The 16,414-nt window shown below is 71.7% G+C and carries 13 protein-coding genes; 6 read left to right on the top strand and 7 right to left on the bottom strand.

Annotation, left to right across the window (positions count from 1 at the left end):
• Positions 1-19 precede the first annotated feature (19 nt).
• On the bottom strand, positions 20-1,294 hold the full coding sequence (locus OG623_RS25990) for an extracellular solute-binding protein (RefSeq protein WP_406149686.1): 1,275 nt from the start codon (positions 1,292-1,294) through the stop codon (positions 20-22).
• A 357-nt stretch (positions 1,295-1,651) separates the two neighbouring features.
• On the opposite strand from OG623_RS25990, the gene OG623_RS25985 reads away from it, so the two are divergent.
• Both OG623_RS25985 and OG623_RS25980 read left to right on the top strand, forming a co-directional pair.
• Positions 1,652-2,674: a LacI family DNA-binding transcriptional regulator gene (locus tag OG623_RS25985; RefSeq protein WP_406149684.1), complete on the top strand. Its 1,023-nt coding sequence runs from the start codon at positions 1,652-1,654 to the stop codon at positions 2,672-2,674.
• Positions 2,675-2,827: 153 nt separating this feature from the next.
• Complete coding sequence (locus OG623_RS25980; RefSeq protein WP_406149683.1) at positions 2,828-3,766, top strand: phosphatase PAP2 family protein; 939 nt, start codon at positions 2,828-2,830, stop codon at positions 3,764-3,766.
• A gap of 87 nt (positions 3,767-3,853) precedes the next feature.
• Here OG623_RS25980 and OG623_RS25975 read toward each other — a convergent pair whose 3' ends face one another.
• Complete coding sequence (locus OG623_RS25975; protein WP_406149682.1) at positions 3,854-6,850, bottom strand: bifunctional [glutamine synthetase] adenylyltransferase/[glutamine synthetase]-adenylyl-L-tyrosine phosphorylase; 2,997 nt, start codon at positions 6,848-6,850, stop codon at positions 3,854-3,856.
• A 186-nt stretch (positions 6,851-7,036) separates the two neighbouring features.
• Here OG623_RS25975 and OG623_RS25970 point away from each other — a divergent pair, with 186 nt between their 5' ends.
• Positions 7,037-7,576, top strand: coding sequence for a pyridoxamine 5'-phosphate oxidase family protein (locus OG623_RS25970; protein WP_406149681.1), 540 nt, complete (start codon positions 7,037-7,039; stop codon positions 7,574-7,576).
• On the opposite strand, the gene OG623_RS25965 is transcribed toward OG623_RS25970, so the two are convergent.
• Complete coding sequence (locus OG623_RS25965; RefSeq protein ID WP_406149679.1) at positions 7,569-8,372, bottom strand: putative protein N(5)-glutamine methyltransferase; 804 nt, start codon at positions 8,370-8,372, stop codon at positions 7,569-7,571. The genes OG623_RS25970 and OG623_RS25965 overlap by 8 nt on opposite strands.
• 156 nt (positions 8,373-8,528) lie before the next feature.
• A complete protein-coding gene (locus OG623_RS25960) occupies positions 8,529-9,314 on the bottom strand; it encodes an AraC family transcriptional regulator (protein WP_406149677.1) in 786 nt (261 codons plus the stop codon).
• Positions 9,315-9,368: 54 nt separating this feature from the next.
• On the opposite strand from OG623_RS25960, the gene OG623_RS25955 reads away from it, so the two are divergent.
• The 3 genes from OG623_RS25955 to OG623_RS25945 all read left to right on the top strand — a co-directional run bounded on the left by OG623_RS25955 (position 9,369) and on the right by OG623_RS25945 (position 13,201).
• Positions 9,369-10,553: an MFS transporter gene (locus OG623_RS25955; RefSeq protein ID WP_406149676.1), complete on the top strand. Its 1,185-nt coding sequence runs from the start codon at positions 9,369-9,371 to the stop codon at positions 10,551-10,553.
• 501 nt (positions 10,554-11,054) lie between these two features.
• Positions 11,055-12,314 carry a cellulose-binding protein gene (locus OG623_RS25950; RefSeq protein WP_406149674.1) on the top strand — a complete coding sequence of 420 codons (1,260 nt, stop codon included), beginning with the start codon at positions 11,055-11,057 and terminating at the stop codon, positions 12,312-12,314.
• A 158-nt stretch (positions 12,315-12,472) separates the two neighbouring features.
• Complete coding sequence (locus tag OG623_RS25945; RefSeq protein WP_406152008.1) at positions 12,473-13,201, top strand: hypothetical protein; 729 nt, start codon at positions 12,473-12,475, stop codon at positions 13,199-13,201.
• 166 nt (positions 13,202-13,367) lie between these two features.
• Here OG623_RS25945 and OG623_RS25940 read toward each other — a convergent pair whose 3' ends face one another.
• The 3 genes from OG623_RS25940 to OG623_RS25930 all read right to left on the bottom strand — a co-directional run bounded on the left by OG623_RS25940 (position 13,368) and on the right by OG623_RS25930 (position 16,300).
• Positions 13,368-14,453: a CU044_5270 family protein gene (locus OG623_RS25940; protein WP_406149672.1), complete on the bottom strand. Its 1,086-nt coding sequence runs from the start codon at positions 14,451-14,453 to the stop codon at positions 13,368-13,370.
• A complete protein-coding gene (locus OG623_RS25935) occupies positions 14,450-15,244 on the bottom strand; it encodes a sigma-70 family RNA polymerase sigma factor (RefSeq protein ID WP_406149671.1) in 795 nt (264 codons plus the stop codon). The genes OG623_RS25940 and OG623_RS25935 overlap by 4 nt, the downstream gene beginning before the upstream one ends.
• Before the next feature lie 123 nt (positions 15,245-15,367).
• Entirely contained in the window at positions 15,368-16,300 is a 933-nt protein-coding gene (locus OG623_RS25930; RefSeq protein WP_406149669.1) for a LysR family transcriptional regulator, read from the bottom strand.
• Positions 16,301-16,414: the final 114 nt, after the last annotated feature.

The following is a 16,414-nucleotide window of genomic DNA, read 5'->3' as shown; positions in this document are numbered from 1 at the left end:
TGCCGGCCTGCCTTCCTGGTTACTTCCAGCCCTTGAGGAGCTTGCGGTAGGAGTCACCGGTCGCCTTGGCGGCCTTCTCGGGAGTGGTCTGGCCGGTGAGCACCTTGGTGTACTCGACGTTCAGCGGGGCGAAGAGGCTGCCGGTCTCGGGGATCCAGGGGCGCTCGACCGCGGTCTCGACGACCGGCTTGAAGAACTGGATGATCTCGCTGTCCGACGCTTCCTTCTTGGAGTACGCGGAGGTGCGGGTCGGCAGCAGGTTGAGCTCACCCGCGGTCTTCGCCTGGGTCTCGACCGAGGTCATGTAGTCGACGAAGGCGTAGGAGGCGTCGAGGTTCTTGGAGCCCGCGTAGACGGCGAGGTTGTGGCCGCCCTGCGGGGCGCCCTGCCCGGCGGAGCCGGCCGGGACCGGGGAGACACCGAGGTTCGCCTTGTCGTCGGCGAACTCCTTGCCGGTGAGCGTCTCGCCCACCGCCCAGGGGCCGTTGACCATCATCGCGACGTCGCCGTTCTTGAACGCCGACATCATGTTCTCCCAGCCGTCCGTGGCGTCCGTCTTGGCCGTCCCGGAGTCGACGAGGTCCTTCACGACGCCGAACGCCTTGACGCCCTGGGCGTTGTCCACGGTGACGGTCTTCGACTCGGGGTCGACCAGGTCGCCGCCCTCGCCGTAGAGGAAGGAGAGGAAGTAGTAGGAGTCGTCGCCGCGCAGGTAGAGACCGGTCTTGCCGGTCTTCTCCTTGATCTTCTTGGCGGCGGTCTTGAGATCGGCGATCTTCGCGGGCGGCTCGACGCCGGCCTCCTTGAAGATCTTCTTGTTGTAGAAGATGCCCATGGAGTCGATGACCTGCGGGACGGCGTACGTCTTGCCGTCGTACTTGGTCGACGCGGCGGCCTGCTTGAGGAAGTCGCCCTCGTCCTTCAGCGCCGGGGTGCCGTCCAGCGGGGCCAGGTAGCCGAGGTCCGCGAACTCGGGGGTCCAGGCCACCTCGGAGCGGATGACGTCGGGGGCGCCGGAGCCGGCCTGGGCCGCGTTCTTGAACTTGTTCTGCGCGTCACCGAAGGGAACACTGACGTACTTGACGTCAACCTTCGGGTGCTCCTTCTCGAACCCTTCGGCGATCTTCTTGAAGACCTTGTCCTCACTGCCGACGTTCGAGGTGTCCCACCAGGTCACCGTGCCGGAGAGCTCGCCCGAGCTCTTGCCGCCACCGGACTCGTCGTCGCTTCCGCAAGCGGTCGCCGCGAGCGCCAGGGTCGCGACCAGGGCGGTGGCCGTTATGCCACGTCGCATCTGAACTCCTTCAACTGCCGTACCGCTCCGTCGCGGCGCCGGGTCGACGTGAACGTAACAAGGATGAAAGACGACCGAAAGAGCTTGCGGAAGATTTCTGCAAGCGCTGCTGATCGTTACATTGGCGTGTCCTCAAGGTTGCCGTCAAGCCTCTTGACGACAACCCGTTCACCTTGCTCGCGCCTGGCCAGACCCCTTCTCCTGGCAGTACGACGATCCGACCGGAGAGGACGGCGGGCGCCCGCAAGGCCTTGCAAGATGTTTCCGAACAGGGCAGGAGGGCCGGTGACCGGGTCGGACTGCCCGAATCCCGTGCATGGTGGGCAATCCGACACGCGCCCGGTACAGTCCATTGCCATGACCGCACGGCTTGCCGATATCGCAACTCAGGCGGGGGTCAGCGAAGCGACGGTCAGCCGCGTACTGAACGGCAAGCCCGGTGTTGCAGCGGCCACCCGTGAATCCGTCCTCGCGGCGCTGGACGTCCTCGGGTACGAACGCCCCGTCCGGCTGCGCCGGCGCAGCGCGGGCCTCGTCGGCCTGATCACGCCCGAGCTGGAGAACCCGATCTTCCCCGCGCTGGCCCAGGTCATCGGGCAGGCGCTCACCAGGCAGGGCTACACCCCGGTGCTGGCGACACAGACGCCGGGCGGCTCCACCGAGGACGAGCTCACGGAGATGCTCGTCGACCGCGGGGTCGCGGGCATCATCTTCGTCTCCGGACTGCACGCCGACACCTCGGCCGACATGCAGCGCTACGAACAACTGCGGGCCCAGGGCGTCCCCTTCGTCCTGGTCAACGGCTTCTCGCCCAAGGTGCAGGCCCCGTTCATCTCCCCCGACGACCGGGCGGCGATGCGGCTCGCGGTGACGCACCTGGTGGCGCTCGGCCATCAGCGCATCGGCCTGGCGGTCGGGCCCAAGCGCTTCGTCCCCGTGCTCCGCAAGATCGAGGGGTTCCACGCCACGATGCGGGAGCAACTCGGCCTCACGGCCGATGGCGTGGAGGAGCTGATCCAGCACTCCCTGTACACGCTGGAGGGCGGCCAGGCGGCCGCGTCGGCGCTGATGGAACGCGGCTGCACGGCGGTGGTGTGCGCGAGCGACATGATGGCGCTCGGCGCGATAAGGGCCGCCCGCCGGATGTCGAAGGACGTCCCGCGTGACCTCTCCGTGGTCGGTTACGACGACTCGCCCCTCATAGCGTTCACCGACCCGCCGCTGACCACGATCCGGCAGCCGGTGACGGCGATGGGCCAGGCCGCCGTCCGCACTCTGCTGGAGGAGATCGGCGGCACACCCGCGCCGCACAGCGAGTTCGTGTTCATGCCCGAACTGGTCGTACGCGGCTCGACAGCCGCGGGTCCCGGCCCCTCCTAGGGCGTGTTCCGAAAGTCCCGCCTGCCTGGCAGGCGGGACTTTCGGAACACGCCCCAGGCGGCCCGCGTCCGCCGCTGACCGACTGAATGTGCGCCCCGCACCCGACCGGAGGATCATCGGGCGGAGGGGTACGTATCTGGGAGACTTGTGCCTATGGGTGATACGCACGTGACCACACAGGATGACCGCTCGGCGGCCGCCACGTCACCCGTCGCCGACAGCACGCCCGTGTCCGGTTCGACGCGGGTGAGCGCGCTGTCACGCGTGCGCCGCACCCGGTTCTCCCTCGGCGCGCTGCGCGCCCCGCGCCGCCCACGGCTCTGGTTCGAAATCCTGTTGATCGGGCTCAGTTACTGGCTCTACTCGCTGGTGCGCAACGCCGTCCCCGAGCGGAAGGCCGCGGCCCTTCGGAACGCCGACTGGATCTGGTCCGCCGAGCACTCCATCGGGCTCGCCTTCGAGAAGACGGTCAACGGAGCCGTCAACTCGGTCACATGGCTGATCGTCTCGATGAACTACTACTACGCGACGCTGCACTTCATCGTGACCATCAGTGTGCTCATCTGGCTGTTCCGCCGCCATCCGGGCCGCTACGCGGCGGCCCGTCTGATCCTTTTCGCCACCACGGCGGTGGCCCTCCTCGGCTACTACGTCTTCCCACTGGCACCGCCCCGCCTGATGACCGGCGGCGGCTTCATCGACACGGTGGTGCAGCACCAGACGTGGGGCTCGATGGCCTCGGGCAACTTCAAGCACATGTCGAACCAGTACGCGGCGATGCCGTCCATGCACATCGGCTGGTCCCTGTGGTGCGGTCTGACCATCTGCGCGCTGGCGACCGCGCCCTGGGCGCGCATCCTGGGCGCGCTGTACCCGGTGGCCACGCTGGTCGTGATCGTGTCGACCGCGAACCACTTCTGGCTGGACGCGGTGGGCGGAATGGCCTGCCTGGCCTTCGGTATCGCCCTCTCCTACGGCTGGTACGGGACGCTGCCGCACCGCCTGCCGAAACACGTACAGCCTCCCGGAACGCCCCGCCTGCGCGCCGTACGGAGACGGACCCCCCGTGAGCCGGACCCCACCGACGGCTGAGGCCCGGGGGTTACGGACGCGGGAATCGGACATAACACCCGGCGGTCTGTCCTTGACCCCAAACCCGCCGCTCATCCGGCGGAGGCCTCAGCCCGCGGCGCCGTAGAAGCGCTCCTCCACGACCGCTCTGGCCCGCCGGGTGATCCTCCGGTAGTCCTCCAGCATGTCCCCCACGTGCCCCGGCTCGTAGCCCAGGTAGCGCCCCACCGCCGTCAGCTCCCGCGGGTTCGAGGGGAACGTGTCGCCCGGCCGCCCCCGCACCAGCATCACCGCGTTGCGCACCCGCGAGGCCAGCACCCACGCCTCGTCCAGCGTCTGCGCCTCCTCCGCGGGGATCAGCCCCGCCGCGCACGCCGCAGCGAGCGCCTGACGGGTGTGCGGGGTACGCAGCCCGGGCTCCTCCCAGGCGTGCTGCATCTGCATCAGCTGGACCGTCCACTCGACGTCGCTCAGCCCACCGCGGCCCAGCTTGGCGTGCAGCGTCGGATCGGACCCGCGTGGCATGCGCTCGGACTCCATCCGCGCCTTCAGCCGCCGGATCTCCCGCACCGCGTCGTCCCCGAGGCCTTCCACCGGGTAGCGCAGCGGGTCGATGAGCTCGATGAAGGCACGGCCGAGGTCCTCGTCCCCGGCCACCGGATCGGCACGCAGCAGCGCCTGGCTCTCCCAGACGAGGCCCCAGCGCCGGTAGTAGGCCGCGTACGACTTCAGGGTGCGCACCAGGGGGCCTGTCCTGCCCTCCGGCCGCAGGTCCGCGTCGATGAGCAGCGGCGGGTCGGCGGTCGGCAGCTCCAGGAGTCTGCGCATCTCCGTGACGACGGTGTTCGCGGCCCTGGCCGCCTCCTCGTCGCCGACCCCTTCCCTGGGTTCGTGCACGAACAGGACGTCCGCGTCGGAGCCGTAACCCAGCTCGTGGCCGCCGAAGCGTCCCATGCCGATGACCGTGAACCGGGTCGGCAGGGTGTTGCCCCACCGCTCGCGGACGGCGGCGCGCAGCGCACCGGAGAGCGTGGCGGCGTTGAGGTCGCTGACCGCGGAGCCGACCCGGTCGACGAGGGCGCCGTGGTCGGCTTCGGCCGGGCTGTCCTCGGTGCCGTACGAGCCGATGATGTCGGCCGCCGTCGTACGGAACAGCTCCCGCCGCCGCACCCCGCGTGCCACCGCGACGGCCGCCTCGGCCGCGGGGGCCCGGCCGACGGCGGCGAGGACCTCCTGCTCCAGGTGCTTACGCGTGCGCGGCTTCAGGCCCTCGGGGTCGCCGAGGATGGTGACGGCCTCCGGGGCGCGCATCAGCAGATCGGGGGCGAGACGGCCCGCGGACAGGACCCGGGCGAGATTCTCGGCGGCCGCGCCCTCGTCGCGCAGCAGCCGCAGATACCAAGGGGTCTTGCCCAGGGCGTCGGAGACCTGCCGGAAGCCGAGGAGGCCGGCGTCCGGGTCGGCGGAGTCCGCGAACCAGCCGAGCAGCACCGGCAGCAGCGTGCGCTGGATCGCGGCCTTGCGGGAGACCCCCGACGACAGCGCCTCCAGATGCCGCAGCGCGGCGGCGGGATCCGCGTAACCGAGGGCCTCCAGACGGACCACGGCGGCCTTCGCGCTGAGCCTGCTCTCGCCGGGCGCCAGCTGGGCGACGGCGTCCAGGAGCGGCCGGTAGAAGAGCTTCTCGTGCAGCCGGCGCACGACGGACGCGTGCCGGCGCCACGCCCTGTTCAGATCGGCGACCGGGTCCGTGCGCAGCCCGAGGGAACGCCCCAGCCTGCGCAGGTCGGCCTCGTCCTCGGGGACCAGGTGGGTGCGGCGCAGCCGGTAGAGCTGGATGCGGTGCTCCATGGCCCGCAGGAAGCGGTACGCCTCGTCCAGCTGGGCGGTGTCCGCCCGCCCGACGTAACCGCCGTCGGCGAGCGCCCGCAGGGCATCGAGGGTGGAGCCCGAGTGCAGGGTGGTGTCGCTGCGGCCGTGCACGAGCTGGAGCAGCTGGACGGCGAACTCGACGTCCCTGAGCCCGCCCGGGCCGAGCTTGAGCTCACGGTCGACGCGGTCGACGGGGATGTTGTCGACGACGCGGCGGCGCATCTTCTGTACGTCGCCGACGAAGTTCTCCCGGTCGGCGGCCTGCCACACCAGCGGGGACACGGCCTCGACGTAGGCGGCCCCGAGCTCGGGGTCCCCGGCGACCGGCCGCGCCTTCAGCAGCGCCTGGAACTCCCAGGTCTTGGCCCAGCGCTGGTAGTACGCCAGGTGCGACGACAGGGTCCGCACCAGCGGCCCGTTGCGGCCCTCGGGGCGGAGGTTGGCGTCGACGGGCCAGATGGTGCCCTCGACGGTGGTGTCGGAGCAGATCCGCATCAGGTGGGCGGCGAGCCGGGTGGCGGCCTGCATGGCGCTGTTCTCGTCCGCACCGTCGACGGGCTCGCCGACGAAGATCACGTCCACGTCGGACACGTAGTTCAGCTCGTGGCCGCCGCACTTGCCCATCGCGATGACGGCGAGCCTGCACTGCGCGGCGTCCTCGGGCGCGGCGGAGCGGGCGATGGCCAGCGCCGACCGCAGGGTCGCCGTCGCCAGGTCGGCGAGCTCGGCGGCGACCTGGGCGACATCCGTCGTTCCGCACACGTCTCGGGCCGCGACGGACAGGAGGGACCTGCGGTAGGCGGCCCGCAGCGAGTCCGGATCGACGACGTCGGCGAGCATCAGCTCGAACTCGGGGATCCCGGGGTGCAGGTCGGTGGCCTCGTAGGTGACCAGCACCTGCCAGTCGCGTGGGTGCCGCGCCAGATGGTCCCCGAGCGCCTCGGAGGCGCCGAGCGCGCCGAGGAGCCGGTCCCGCAGCGGCTTGGCCGTCACGAGCGTGTCCAGCAGGATCTGCCGCTCGTCGGCCTCCTCGGCCTCGACGAGCCGCACGAGGCCGTGCAGCGCGAGATCGGGGTCGGCGGTGGCGCCGAGTGCCTCGAAGAGCACGGGATCGGCCCGTACGGAGGAGAGCTCCGGCAGGTCGAGGAGACGCTCGGCGGCGGAGGGGTCGGTGAAACCGTGCCGCAGCAGTCGGGAGAACGTACTGCTCCTGCGTCCCGGCACCGTCGTCATCCTGTGTCTCCTGCCCGCCGATCCCACATGTCCGCCCTTCGAGCCTAAGGCCTTTCGCCCGGCCTGATCCGAACGGAAGGCCTCAGCCCCGCTCCGATGAATCCGGAGCGGGGGCGGAGTCCGTACTTCACGAGGACGATCGAGGAACGACCGCCCGCGCCGCGCTGCCGCCCCTGGAGGCCCGAAATGCCGGACAACGACACTGCCACTGCCGCTGCCGCCGTCCCTGAGACCCTGCTGGATCCGCACTACAGCGGCGAGGACGCCGCCGCCCGTCCGTGGGCGGACGCGGTCGAGGTGCTGGAGCGGGCCGAGCTGTACTGGCTGTCCACGGTCCGCCCCGAGGGCCGCCCGCACGTCACCCCGCTGATCGGCCTCTGGTCGCACGGCGCGCTGCACTTCTGCACCGGGCCTTCGGAGCGCAAGGCGCGCAATCTGGCGGCCAATCCGGAGGTCGTCCTGACGACCGGGGCCAACACGCTGCACCAGGGGTTCGACGTGGTGGTCGAGGGCCGCGCCGCCCGGGTGACGGACGAGCAGCGGCTGATCACCCTCGCCGAGGCGTGGGAGGCGAAGTACGGCGCCGAGTGGCACTTCGGCGTCACGGACGGGATGTTCTCCAACGGCGCCGGCGGCCGTGCGGAGGTCTTCGCTGTGGCCCCCCGCACGGCGTTCGGCTTCGCCAAGGGCACCCCGTACGGCCAGACGCGGTGGCGCTTCACGTGAGCCGGGCCAGGGCGTGTTTCGTGCCGATGACGACGGTGGCGTACAGCTCGTCGGAGACCGCGACGCGCGCGGTGAGCCCGCTGCTGCCCACCGTCTCCTCGGCGCGCGCCGCCTGCCGCTCGCTGGTCTCCACGAGCAGGCTGCCGCCCGGGGCCAGCCAGTCGGTCGCCTCCGCGACGACGCGCCGCATCACGTCGAGCCCGTCGCCCCCTCCGTCGAGGGCGACGCGCGGCTCATGGATCCGCGCCTCGGCGGGCAGCAGCTCCACGTCGTCGGTCGGTACGTACGGCACATTGGCGAGCAGGACGTCGACCCGGCCGCGCAGCGAGCGGGGCAGCGGGGCGAAGAGGTCGCCCTCGTACACCGTCCCCCGCGCGCCCACGTTGCGCCTGGCCCAGCGTACGGCGGCGGGTTCCACGTCGGCGGCGTGCAGTTCGACCTCACCCAGCCACTCCGCGAGCGCTCTGCCGAGCGCGCCCGTACCGCAGCAGAGGTCCACGACGACCGCTCGCTCGGGTGCGAGCGCCGCGGCCTGCCGGGCGAGGAACTCCGTACGCCGCCGGGGCACGAAGACCCCAGGACCCACCTCGATCCGCAGCCCGCAGAACTCGGCCCAGCCGAGGACGTGTTCAAGCGGCAGACCGGCTACGCGGCGCTCCAGCATGGCGGCGAGCCCGGCCGGGTCGGCCGCCGTGGAGAGGAGGAGTTCCGCCTCGTCCTCGGCGAAGACACAGCCGGCGGCGCGGAGGCGGGTGACGAGGGTGGCGAAGGTGAGCGGAGGGGCGAATTCCTGCATGGTGCGGAGCCTTTCGGAATGACCGATGGGCGCTCCGCGAGTCGTTCAGGCCCGGTCGGCCACACGACGGCGAGGAGTGAGCGCCCAGCCTGCTGAAGCGGTAATGGGTCTCACCTCCTGGGTCGGTCCCGGTCCCGGTCCCGGTCTCGGGACGGGTCACACTACCGGACCCCGGCCGCGCGCCTCACCGTCCGCTCCTCCCGGTGTTCTGTGGGCGCCTGGCGTGTGCCCGTAGGCCCGGCGGAACACGTCGATGAAGGCGCTGGCGGACGACCAGCCGCAGGCGTGCGCCACGGTGGTGACGGGGCTTCCCTCCGCCAGCAGCACCAGGGCCCTGTAGAGGCGGAGCTGGGTGCGCCACTGCGGGAAGGTCATGCCGAGGTCGCTCCTGAACAGCCGCGACAGGGTACGGGCGCTCGCACCGGTCTCCCTGCCCAGCGCGGCGAGTGTGCGCGGGTCACCCGGGTCGGCGTGCAGGATCGCGCAGACGGCGCGCAGCGCGGGGGCGGAGGGTGCGGGCAGATGCACGGGCGTCTGGATCGAGGCGCTCAACTGGTCCAGGAGCACCGCCCGTAGCCGGCCACGGGGCGGGCTCTCGTCGCCGGGGGCACGGGTGTAGGCGAGGATCAGTTCGCGCAGCAGGGGGCCGACGGTCAGCACGGCGGGTTCGTCCAGGCCGAGCGGGTTGTCCCGCGCGGGGAGCCCGACCAGGTGGAGTTCGAGGGTGCCGTGGGCCTGATGGGCGTGGACGGTGCCGGCGGGCACCCAGACGGCACGGTTGGCGGGCGCGACCCAGGTACCCGCTCCGGTGGTGACGGCCAGCACCCCGCGGGCCGCGTAGACGATCTGGTGGTCGTCATGACGGTGGGCGTCGATGGCAGCCCCGGGCGCGACCCACTGACTGCGGGTGGGCGCGGTCGGCTGGTGGCGAATATCCGGCATCACTCGGCAGATTATCGGAAGTGCGACAGGCCGCATCCCGGCGACGATGGCGGCGTGCCAGCGAACAGAACGATTCTCCTGCTGTCGGTCGGGCACGGCTGCGTGGACGTCTACCAGGGCTCCGTGGCCGCGCTCATCCCCTTCTTCGTCGCCGAGCGGTCCTACACCTACGCGGTGGCCTCCGGCATCGTGCTCGCCGCGTCACTGCTGTCCTCGGTCGCCCAGCCGCTGTTCGGGGTGCTCACCGACCGGTGGGCGATGCCCTGGCTGATGCCGGCGAGCACACTCCTGGGCGGCCTGGGCGTCGCACTGAGCGGCCTCAGCGGTTCGTACGCCCTGACCCTGGTGTTCGTCGCGGTGTCCGGCATCGGCATCGCCGCGTACCACCCGGAGTCGGCGCGCGTCGCACGGATCGCCTCCCGGGGCAGCCACACCGCGATGGGCTGGTTCTCCCTCGGCGGCAACATCGGCTTCGCCGCCGCCCCGCTCATGGTCACCACCGCGATCGCCACCGGGGGCCTGCGGTTCACCCCCCTGCTGATCCTGCCGGCCCTGGTGGGCAGCGTCCTGTGCCTGCCCGTGCTGCGCGCCCTGACGCGGGCCGACGCGGCGGCGGGGAAGGGACCTTCGGCGCCGAAGGCGCGACGGGAGCACGACGACACGGCGTCGTTCGTCAAGCTGTCCTTCGCGGTGGCCTGCCGGTCCGTGGCGTTCATGGGGCTGGGCACGTTCATCGCGCTCTACGCCCGGCAGCGCACGGGCGGCGGTACGGCGGCCGGGACGGTGGCCCTGTCGGTGCTCTACCTCGGCGGCGCGGTGGGGACCGTGCTCGGCGGCAGGCTCGCCACCCGGTTCGACCGGGTCGCCGTCGTACGCGGCGCATACCTGGCCGGCATCGCCGCCGTCGCCGGCACCGTCCTCGTCCCGGGCCCGTCCCTCTACTTCTTCACGGCCCTGACCTCAGCGGCTCTCTACATCCCCTTCTCACTCCAGGTGACCCTCGGCCAGGACTACCTGCCGTCGCGGGTGGGCACGGCCAGCGGGATCACGCTCGGCCTGGCCGTCAGCGTGGGCGGCGTCGCCGGCCCCCTGATCGGCACCCTCGCCGATGCGACGTCCCTGCGAACGGCCCTGACCCCGCTGATCCTCATGCCGGGCCTCGCCTACCTGATGGCGCGCACCCTGAACGAGCCGCCCGCCCACCTGCCGGTGCCCGCGGAGCCGGCACGGACCCCGTGACCTCCCCGCACCGCACCGCACGCCACCGCCCGCACGCCCCCGCCCGCACGCCACCGCCACCGCCACCGCACCACTCACCCACGCACCACTCACCCACGTACCACCGCTCACCCCTTCTTCGAAAGTTTCGAACCACAATCCGAAACTGACCGAAAGCCCCTGTTGCCCCGCTCCCCCAACGGCAGCGCCGCTGGCCGATTTCCACTCTTCCGCCCCGCTTTGATGAACGCCCCGAATCTCCACAGGCGTACGAGAACGGCCAACCTCGGGCGACCCGGACGCGAGCGTTGTCATGCACCGGACGTCTCCCTAGGGTGGGAGACGCGGTTGGGAGCGCTCCCACACCGAGTCCGAAAACAGACCGGTCCGAGCCCCTGGAGGCCCCCCATGCACCTCTCACGCCCCTCACACCCTTCGCGCCCTTCACACCCCTCACGCCTTTCGCTCTCTTCCCTCCACCAGGGATACAGGCCCAAGGCGCTGGCAGCCGCTGCCGCCCTGGTGACAGCGACCAGCCTGGCAGCCGCGTCCCTCGCCCCGCAGGCGAGCGCTGCGGACACGAACGCTGCGGATGGTCGGGGCGTCGCCGTACAGGCAGGCCCGGGCGTGGAGGACGACGGCGCGGACTGCGCGCTCCCCGACCCCGGCACCTCACCTTCCGACGCGAAGCTTCCCGACCCCTTCCTCGGCCTGGACGGGACGCGCATCTCGACCACCTCCGACTGGCGTTGCCGACGGGCGGAGATCAAGGAGCAGGCGGAGCGTTCGGTCTACGGCGAGAAGCCGGCCAAGCCCGCCGACGTCACGGGAACCGTCTCCTCGACCGGCATCACGGTGAACGTGACCGACCAGGGGCACAGCGCCAGCTTCTCCGCGACGGTCGAACTGCCCAGCGGAACAGGCCCCTTCCCCGCCGTCGTCGTCCTCGGAGGGTTCGGCGCGGACACCGCCACCATCAAGGACGCGGGTGCGGCCGTCATCAACTTCGATCCGTACTCCGTGGGAAGCGAGGGCACGGCGCGGAACAACAAACAAGGCGCCTTCTACAGCCTCTACGGATCATCGAGCAGCACGGGCCTGCTGATGGCCTGGTCCTGGGGCGTGAGCCGCATCATCGACGTCATCGAACAGTCGGACGGCAGCCTGCTCAAGGCGGACGCGACAGGTGTCACGGGCTGCTCGCGGTTCGGCAAGGGCGCCTTCGTGGCCGGTGCGTTCGACCAGCGCATCGCCCTCACCATGCCGATCGAGTCGGGCTCGGGCGGCGCCCCCGCCTTCCGCGGCATCGCAGGGGAGAGCGGCGGCCAGCCCCTGAGCAGCGCCTACTCGGAACAGCCCTGGCTGGGCGACGCGTTCGGCTCCTTCACGGGCAATCCGGCCGCGCTGCCGGTGGACACGCACGAGATCATCGGCATGGTCGCCCCACGAGGCCTGTTCCTCATGGAGAACCCGCACGTCGACTGGCTGAGCGCCCGGTCGGGCAGCGTCGCGGCCCTGGGAGGGGCCGAGGTCTACAAGGCGCTCGGCGCCGAGGCCAACATCAGCTACTGGTCCGACGTACAGGACGGCACCCACTGCGCGGCCCGGCCCGAGTGGAAGGCCCCGCTGCAGCAGAGCATCAGCACATTCCTGCTGGACACGGGTGCGGCGCCTGGGGTGTTCAGGGTCTCGCCGCTCAAGTCCGGTGATCTGTCGGCCTGGAGGGACTGGCAGACACCGACCCTGACGCCCGACGGCACCACGCTCAAGGCTGACAACTGAGAGCGGAGCCCCCGATGGGATGCCCCCCGGACGGCAGGCGACACAAAAGCGCTCGACGTACCCGCCCGGGACGGGCATGCTCCGCACTCGTGACGACGCCGAAGCAGCAGCTCCTGATCCGCAGTGCCGCCCGCAACAACGCCGAGTGGTGCGCGGCGATGAGCCGATCCCACGACGTGGAAGGCGAGTTCGGGCCACACGCCTGGACAGCCCGGACCCGTACGCCCCCGTACTACCCCGACGCGGTGACGCTGCTACCGGGCGCCGACCCCGCCGCACTGACAGAACGGATCGACACCACCGCACCCGGCGCCACGGTGAAGGACAGCTTCGCCGATCTCGACCTGACGGACGCGGGCTTCGACGTACTGTTCGAGGCACAGTGGATCCACCGCCCGGCCGGTCCCCCGGCCATCGCTCCGGCTCTCGCCTGGGACGTGGTGGACGACCCGGCCACGCTCCGCGCCTGGGCACTGGCCTGGGACGACGGCAACGAAGCGGCCACGGACCTCTTCCGCCCCGAACTGCTCGACGACCCGGCCACCTTCGTACTCGCCGGGCAGTCACCCGCCGGCCATGTGGTCTCCGGAGCGGTGGCGAGCCGCAGCGACGACGTGGTCGGAATCTCCAACCTCTTCCCCCCGGCCGACACCCCCGGCACCCCAGACGACCCCGGCACCACAGACGCCCACGGCGCACCCAACACCCCAGCCGCCCCCGACGCCGCCCACGCCCGCCACACCGCCTGGCCCGCCGCGCTGGACGCGGCGCACCGCCTCTTCCCCGGCCTGCCCGTGGTCGGCTACGAGCACGGGCAGGATCTGGCAACGGCCATCCGCCACGGCCTCCGCCCCCTGGCCCCACTCAGGATCTGGCTACGCCGCTAACCCCGGCCGGTCGGCCGCCCCGCCCGCCCCGCCCCGCCCCGCCCCGCCCCGTGGAGGGGAGCTTAGGGACGAGAAGGCGCCCGGTATGTCCGTTTCTCGTGACCGTAACTTCCCTACGCCCGGCGGGGCGGCTCACCGGTGCGACGCCGGCAGCTCCCGGCCGGGGTCAGGTCGTCGTCGAGGGCTTCCCCGTCGACGGCCTGTCACGGAGGGCGTCGACGACCGCGCGTTCCAGGACCGCGGACTTGCTGAGCAGGCTGCCCTTCTTACCCATCTCGGTATCCCTGAAGAGGTAGGTCCGGCTGCCCAGGTACTCCAGGGTGGTCGAGTCGAAGATCCAGGCGGTACGCCAACCGGTCCGGGTGTCGTCGCGGGCCACACCGATCCCGGGCCGGCCGGCCGCGTCCACCGCGTCGGAGTCCACGCTCACACCGGGGATCTTCGCCGCGGCCTTGTAGAGCGCGGCCGCGGTCTTCGGCGGCATCACGGTCTCCATCAGCAGCTCCCCGATGGCGTCGAAGGCGTCCTGGGCCCGGTCACGGTCCTCGGCCGGGGTGTCGCGCGCGTCCTGGTCCCGGGTGATCTCGCTGGTGAGCCGCTGGAGCAGGACGTCGGGGTCGGTGGGCAGCGAGGCCAGCCAGGCGTACGTCGGGCGGTTGAGGCCCGCCGGGTAGCCGACGGAGGTCTCGCCGTCCGGGACCCCGACGGTGATCGGGTAGTACCGGCCGTCCTGGTGGATCAGGCCCTCGTCGATCACCGGCCCGGGCTTCTGCGACATCCAGACCTCACGCTCTCCGGGCTTGCCCAGCTTCATCGGGCCACCGAAATCGCCCTCGTTCACGGACTGCAGTGTCCTGACGTACACGAACTGGTCGCCGGTGACCGTCTGTTCGTCGCTCTTCCCGGCGACCGAGGCGATCCGTTCGAGCAGCACGGCGGCGCCCTGCGGGGCCGCGGCGGCCGTACCCCCGGCGGACGGCGCAGGACCGCTGTCCTGTCCGGTCACCGCGAGCGTGGTCAGCAGCACCCCGCCCAGGGCCAGACCGGCGGCGGGCAACAGGACGGCGGGGCGCAGGAGACGGGGGCGCGGGCGGGCGGTTGCGCGTTCGCCGTCCTGGTCGATCAGATGCATCAGGGTGTCCTTGTGGTGGAGATGACGGCCCGGGGGCAGGTCCCGTTCGGCCGGGGCCGGCAACAGCCGGGCCAGTTCCTCGCGTTCGGCCCGCTCGGGGCCGGAGGTACGGTCGTTCATCGGGCTTCCTCCTGGATGGGCAGGGCCACGAACGGGGCCCTGCTCTCTACCTCTCCGCGACGGGGGCGGGGTTCCCTCCCGGACCGGACGGGGTGTGCGGGTCGCGCCTCGGCGGGTCGCGCCTCGGGCCCGGACCGGACCGCGTCCGCACCCCGCGCCTCGGGCCCGGACCGATCCGCGTCCGCGGGTCGCGCCTCAGGCCCGGACCGGACCGCGTCCGCACCCCGCTCCCCGCGCCCCGCCCCGCCGTCCGGTGCCCGGCCCAGCTGCTCGTCGGTGAGCCGGCGCAGCCGGTCACGGGCGCGGGACAGCCGTGACCGCACGGTGCCCACCGGGATGCCCAGGGCCTCGGCTGTCTCGGCGTAGTCGAGGCCGGACCAGACGCAGAGGGCCAGCACCTCGCGCTCCTGGCGGCGGAGTCCGTCCAGTGCCTGCCGGACCGCTGCGAGCCGCCGCGTGTCGTCGATGCGTCCGGCCGTGGCGTCCGCGATGTCCGGCACCGGTTCCGGGGCGGGTCGGCGGGCAAGGAACGCCAGACGCCGCCCCCTGCTCCGGTTCGCGTTGCGTGCCTTGTTCGTGGCGATCCCGAGCAGCCACGGCCGCAGCGATTCGCCCTCGGGCTCGACGGTGCGCCGGGTGCGCCAGGCGGCCAGGAAGGTCTCGGACAGAACCTCCTCGGCCGTCGACCAGTCACCCGTCAGCCGGTAGGCATGGTTGTAGACCGCCCGCGCGAACTCCTCGTAGAGCGCGTCGAACGCCTCGCGGTCACCCGCCCTGATGCGTGCGCGCATGCGCTCCCGGTCTTCCTGTTCATCACATCTCACACCCCTACCTCTCCGGCCGGGCCGAGGAGTTCCCGTGACCCGCGCCACACCCCTCATGTCATGCGGCAACCGCCGCGAAGCCGTGTCCTGTTACGGCGCCCCTGCAGCCCCGGGTCCGTCCTGCGCGAGCTGGGTCCGCACACTGCGAGGCACCCGCATGCCGTGGCCGCGCAGGTCGCCGATGAACCGTGCGACGAGCGGATCCGGTTCCGCGGACGTCACCGCCACCAACTGCCGGACCCAGCGCGGCGAGAACGGTCGTACCACCCCCAGGAAGCCATGGCTGACCGCGCTCACGGGGCATACGGCGACGCCGAGACCGGCGGCCGCGAGCTGCGGCGCCGCCGCGGTCACCGATGTCCTCATCACCGTCTCCGGATGCACCCCGGCACGGGCGAAGGACCGGTCGAGCCAGGTGCTGAGGCCGTTGTCCGGTGTGAAGTGCACGAGCGGCACACCTTCGAGGTCGTCGAGGCGTACGGCCTGCCGCTCGGCCAGCGGGTGACCCACCGGTGCCGCCAGCACGATCTCCTCCTCGGCGACGGCGCTGATCGTGAAGTGGCCGTCCGAGGGAGCGGTCAGCACCGCCGCATCCACCTCGTCGGAGTCCACGAGGCCGAGCGCCTCGTCCATCGCCGTGGACTCGCGCAGTGTGATCACGACGTCCGGGTAGCGGCGGTGCCACTGGCGGATGACCGCGGCGAGCAGCGGCACCGTGAGGCTCTGCGCGCAGGCCAACCGCAGGGAGCCGCCGGCCGCCTGGCCCACCGCGCGTGCCGACCGCACCGCGGAAGCGGCCGCTTCGACCGCGCGTCTGGCGTCCGCGACGGCGGCACGACCTGCGGGGGTGAGCCTGACCCCTCGGGCCTCGCGGCGGAGCAGGACCGTCCGGGTCTCGCGTTCCAGCGAAGCGAGCTGGTGGGAGACGGCGGGTTGCGACGCATGCAGCAGCAGCGCGGCCTGCGTGATCGACCCGGAGTCCGCGACCGCGACAAGGCATTCCAGCGCCCGGAGAGAAGCCATCCAAAAATCTTATAGCAGACCTCAGAACCATGAGTGAATCCGAGGGAAGACCTCCGGATCCCTCATTGCTCTCCTCCACGAGACCTTCTCGCGCACGGCCGGCGAGAGGGATCG

Source organism: Streptomyces sp. NBC_01012 (genome assembly GCF_045162755.1).
GTDB lineage: Bacteria > Actinomycetota > Actinomycetes > Streptomycetales > Streptomycetaceae > Streptomyces.
The sequence above is the reverse complement of the archived record's forward strand: the minus strand, read 5'-3'. Positions and strand labels throughout refer to the sequence as shown.

What these genes read in the sequence shown, in the direction of transcription:
- OG623_RS25985 (WP_406149684.1), top strand. Translation starts at nt 1,652, where the DNA reads ATGACCGCACGGCTTGCCGATATCGCAACTCAGGCGGGGGTCAGCGAA.
- OG623_RS25975 (WP_406149682.1), bottom strand. Translation starts at nt 6,850, where the DNA reads ATGACGACGGTGCCGGGACGCAGGAGCAGTACGTTCTCCCGACTGCTG.
- OG623_RS25980 (WP_406149683.1), top strand. Translation starts at nt 2,828, where the DNA reads ATGGGTGATACGCACGTGACCACACAGGATGACCGCTCGGCGGCCGCC.
- OG623_RS25970 (WP_406149681.1), top strand. Translation starts at nt 7,037, where the DNA reads ATGCCGGACAACGACACTGCCACTGCCGCTGCCGCCGTCCCTGAGACC.
- OG623_RS25945 (WP_406152008.1), top strand. Translation starts at nt 12,473, where the DNA reads ATGAGCCGATCCCACGACGTGGAAGGCGAGTTCGGGCCACACGCCTGG.
- OG623_RS25930 (WP_406149669.1), bottom strand. Translation starts at nt 16,300, where the DNA reads ATGGCTTCTCTCCGGGCGCTGGAATGCCTTGTCGCGGTCGCGGACTCC.
- OG623_RS25960 (WP_406149677.1), bottom strand. Translation starts at nt 9,314, where the DNA reads ATGCCGGATATTCGCCACCAGCCGACCGCGCCCACCCGCAGTCAGTGG.
- OG623_RS25990 (WP_406149686.1), bottom strand. Translation starts at nt 1,294, where the DNA reads ATGCGACGTGGCATAACGGCCACCGCCCTGGTCGCGACCCTGGCGCTC.
- OG623_RS25940 (WP_406149672.1), bottom strand. Translation starts at nt 14,453, where the DNA reads ATGAACGACCGTACCTCCGGCCCCGAGCGGGCCGAACGCGAGGAACTG.
- OG623_RS25965 (WP_406149679.1), bottom strand. Translation starts at nt 8,372, where the DNA reads ATGCAGGAATTCGCCCCTCCGCTCACCTTCGCCACCCTCGTCACCCGC.
- OG623_RS25935 (WP_406149671.1), bottom strand. Translation starts at nt 15,244, where the DNA reads ATGCGCGCACGCATCAGGGCGGGTGACCGCGAGGCGTTCGACGCGCTC.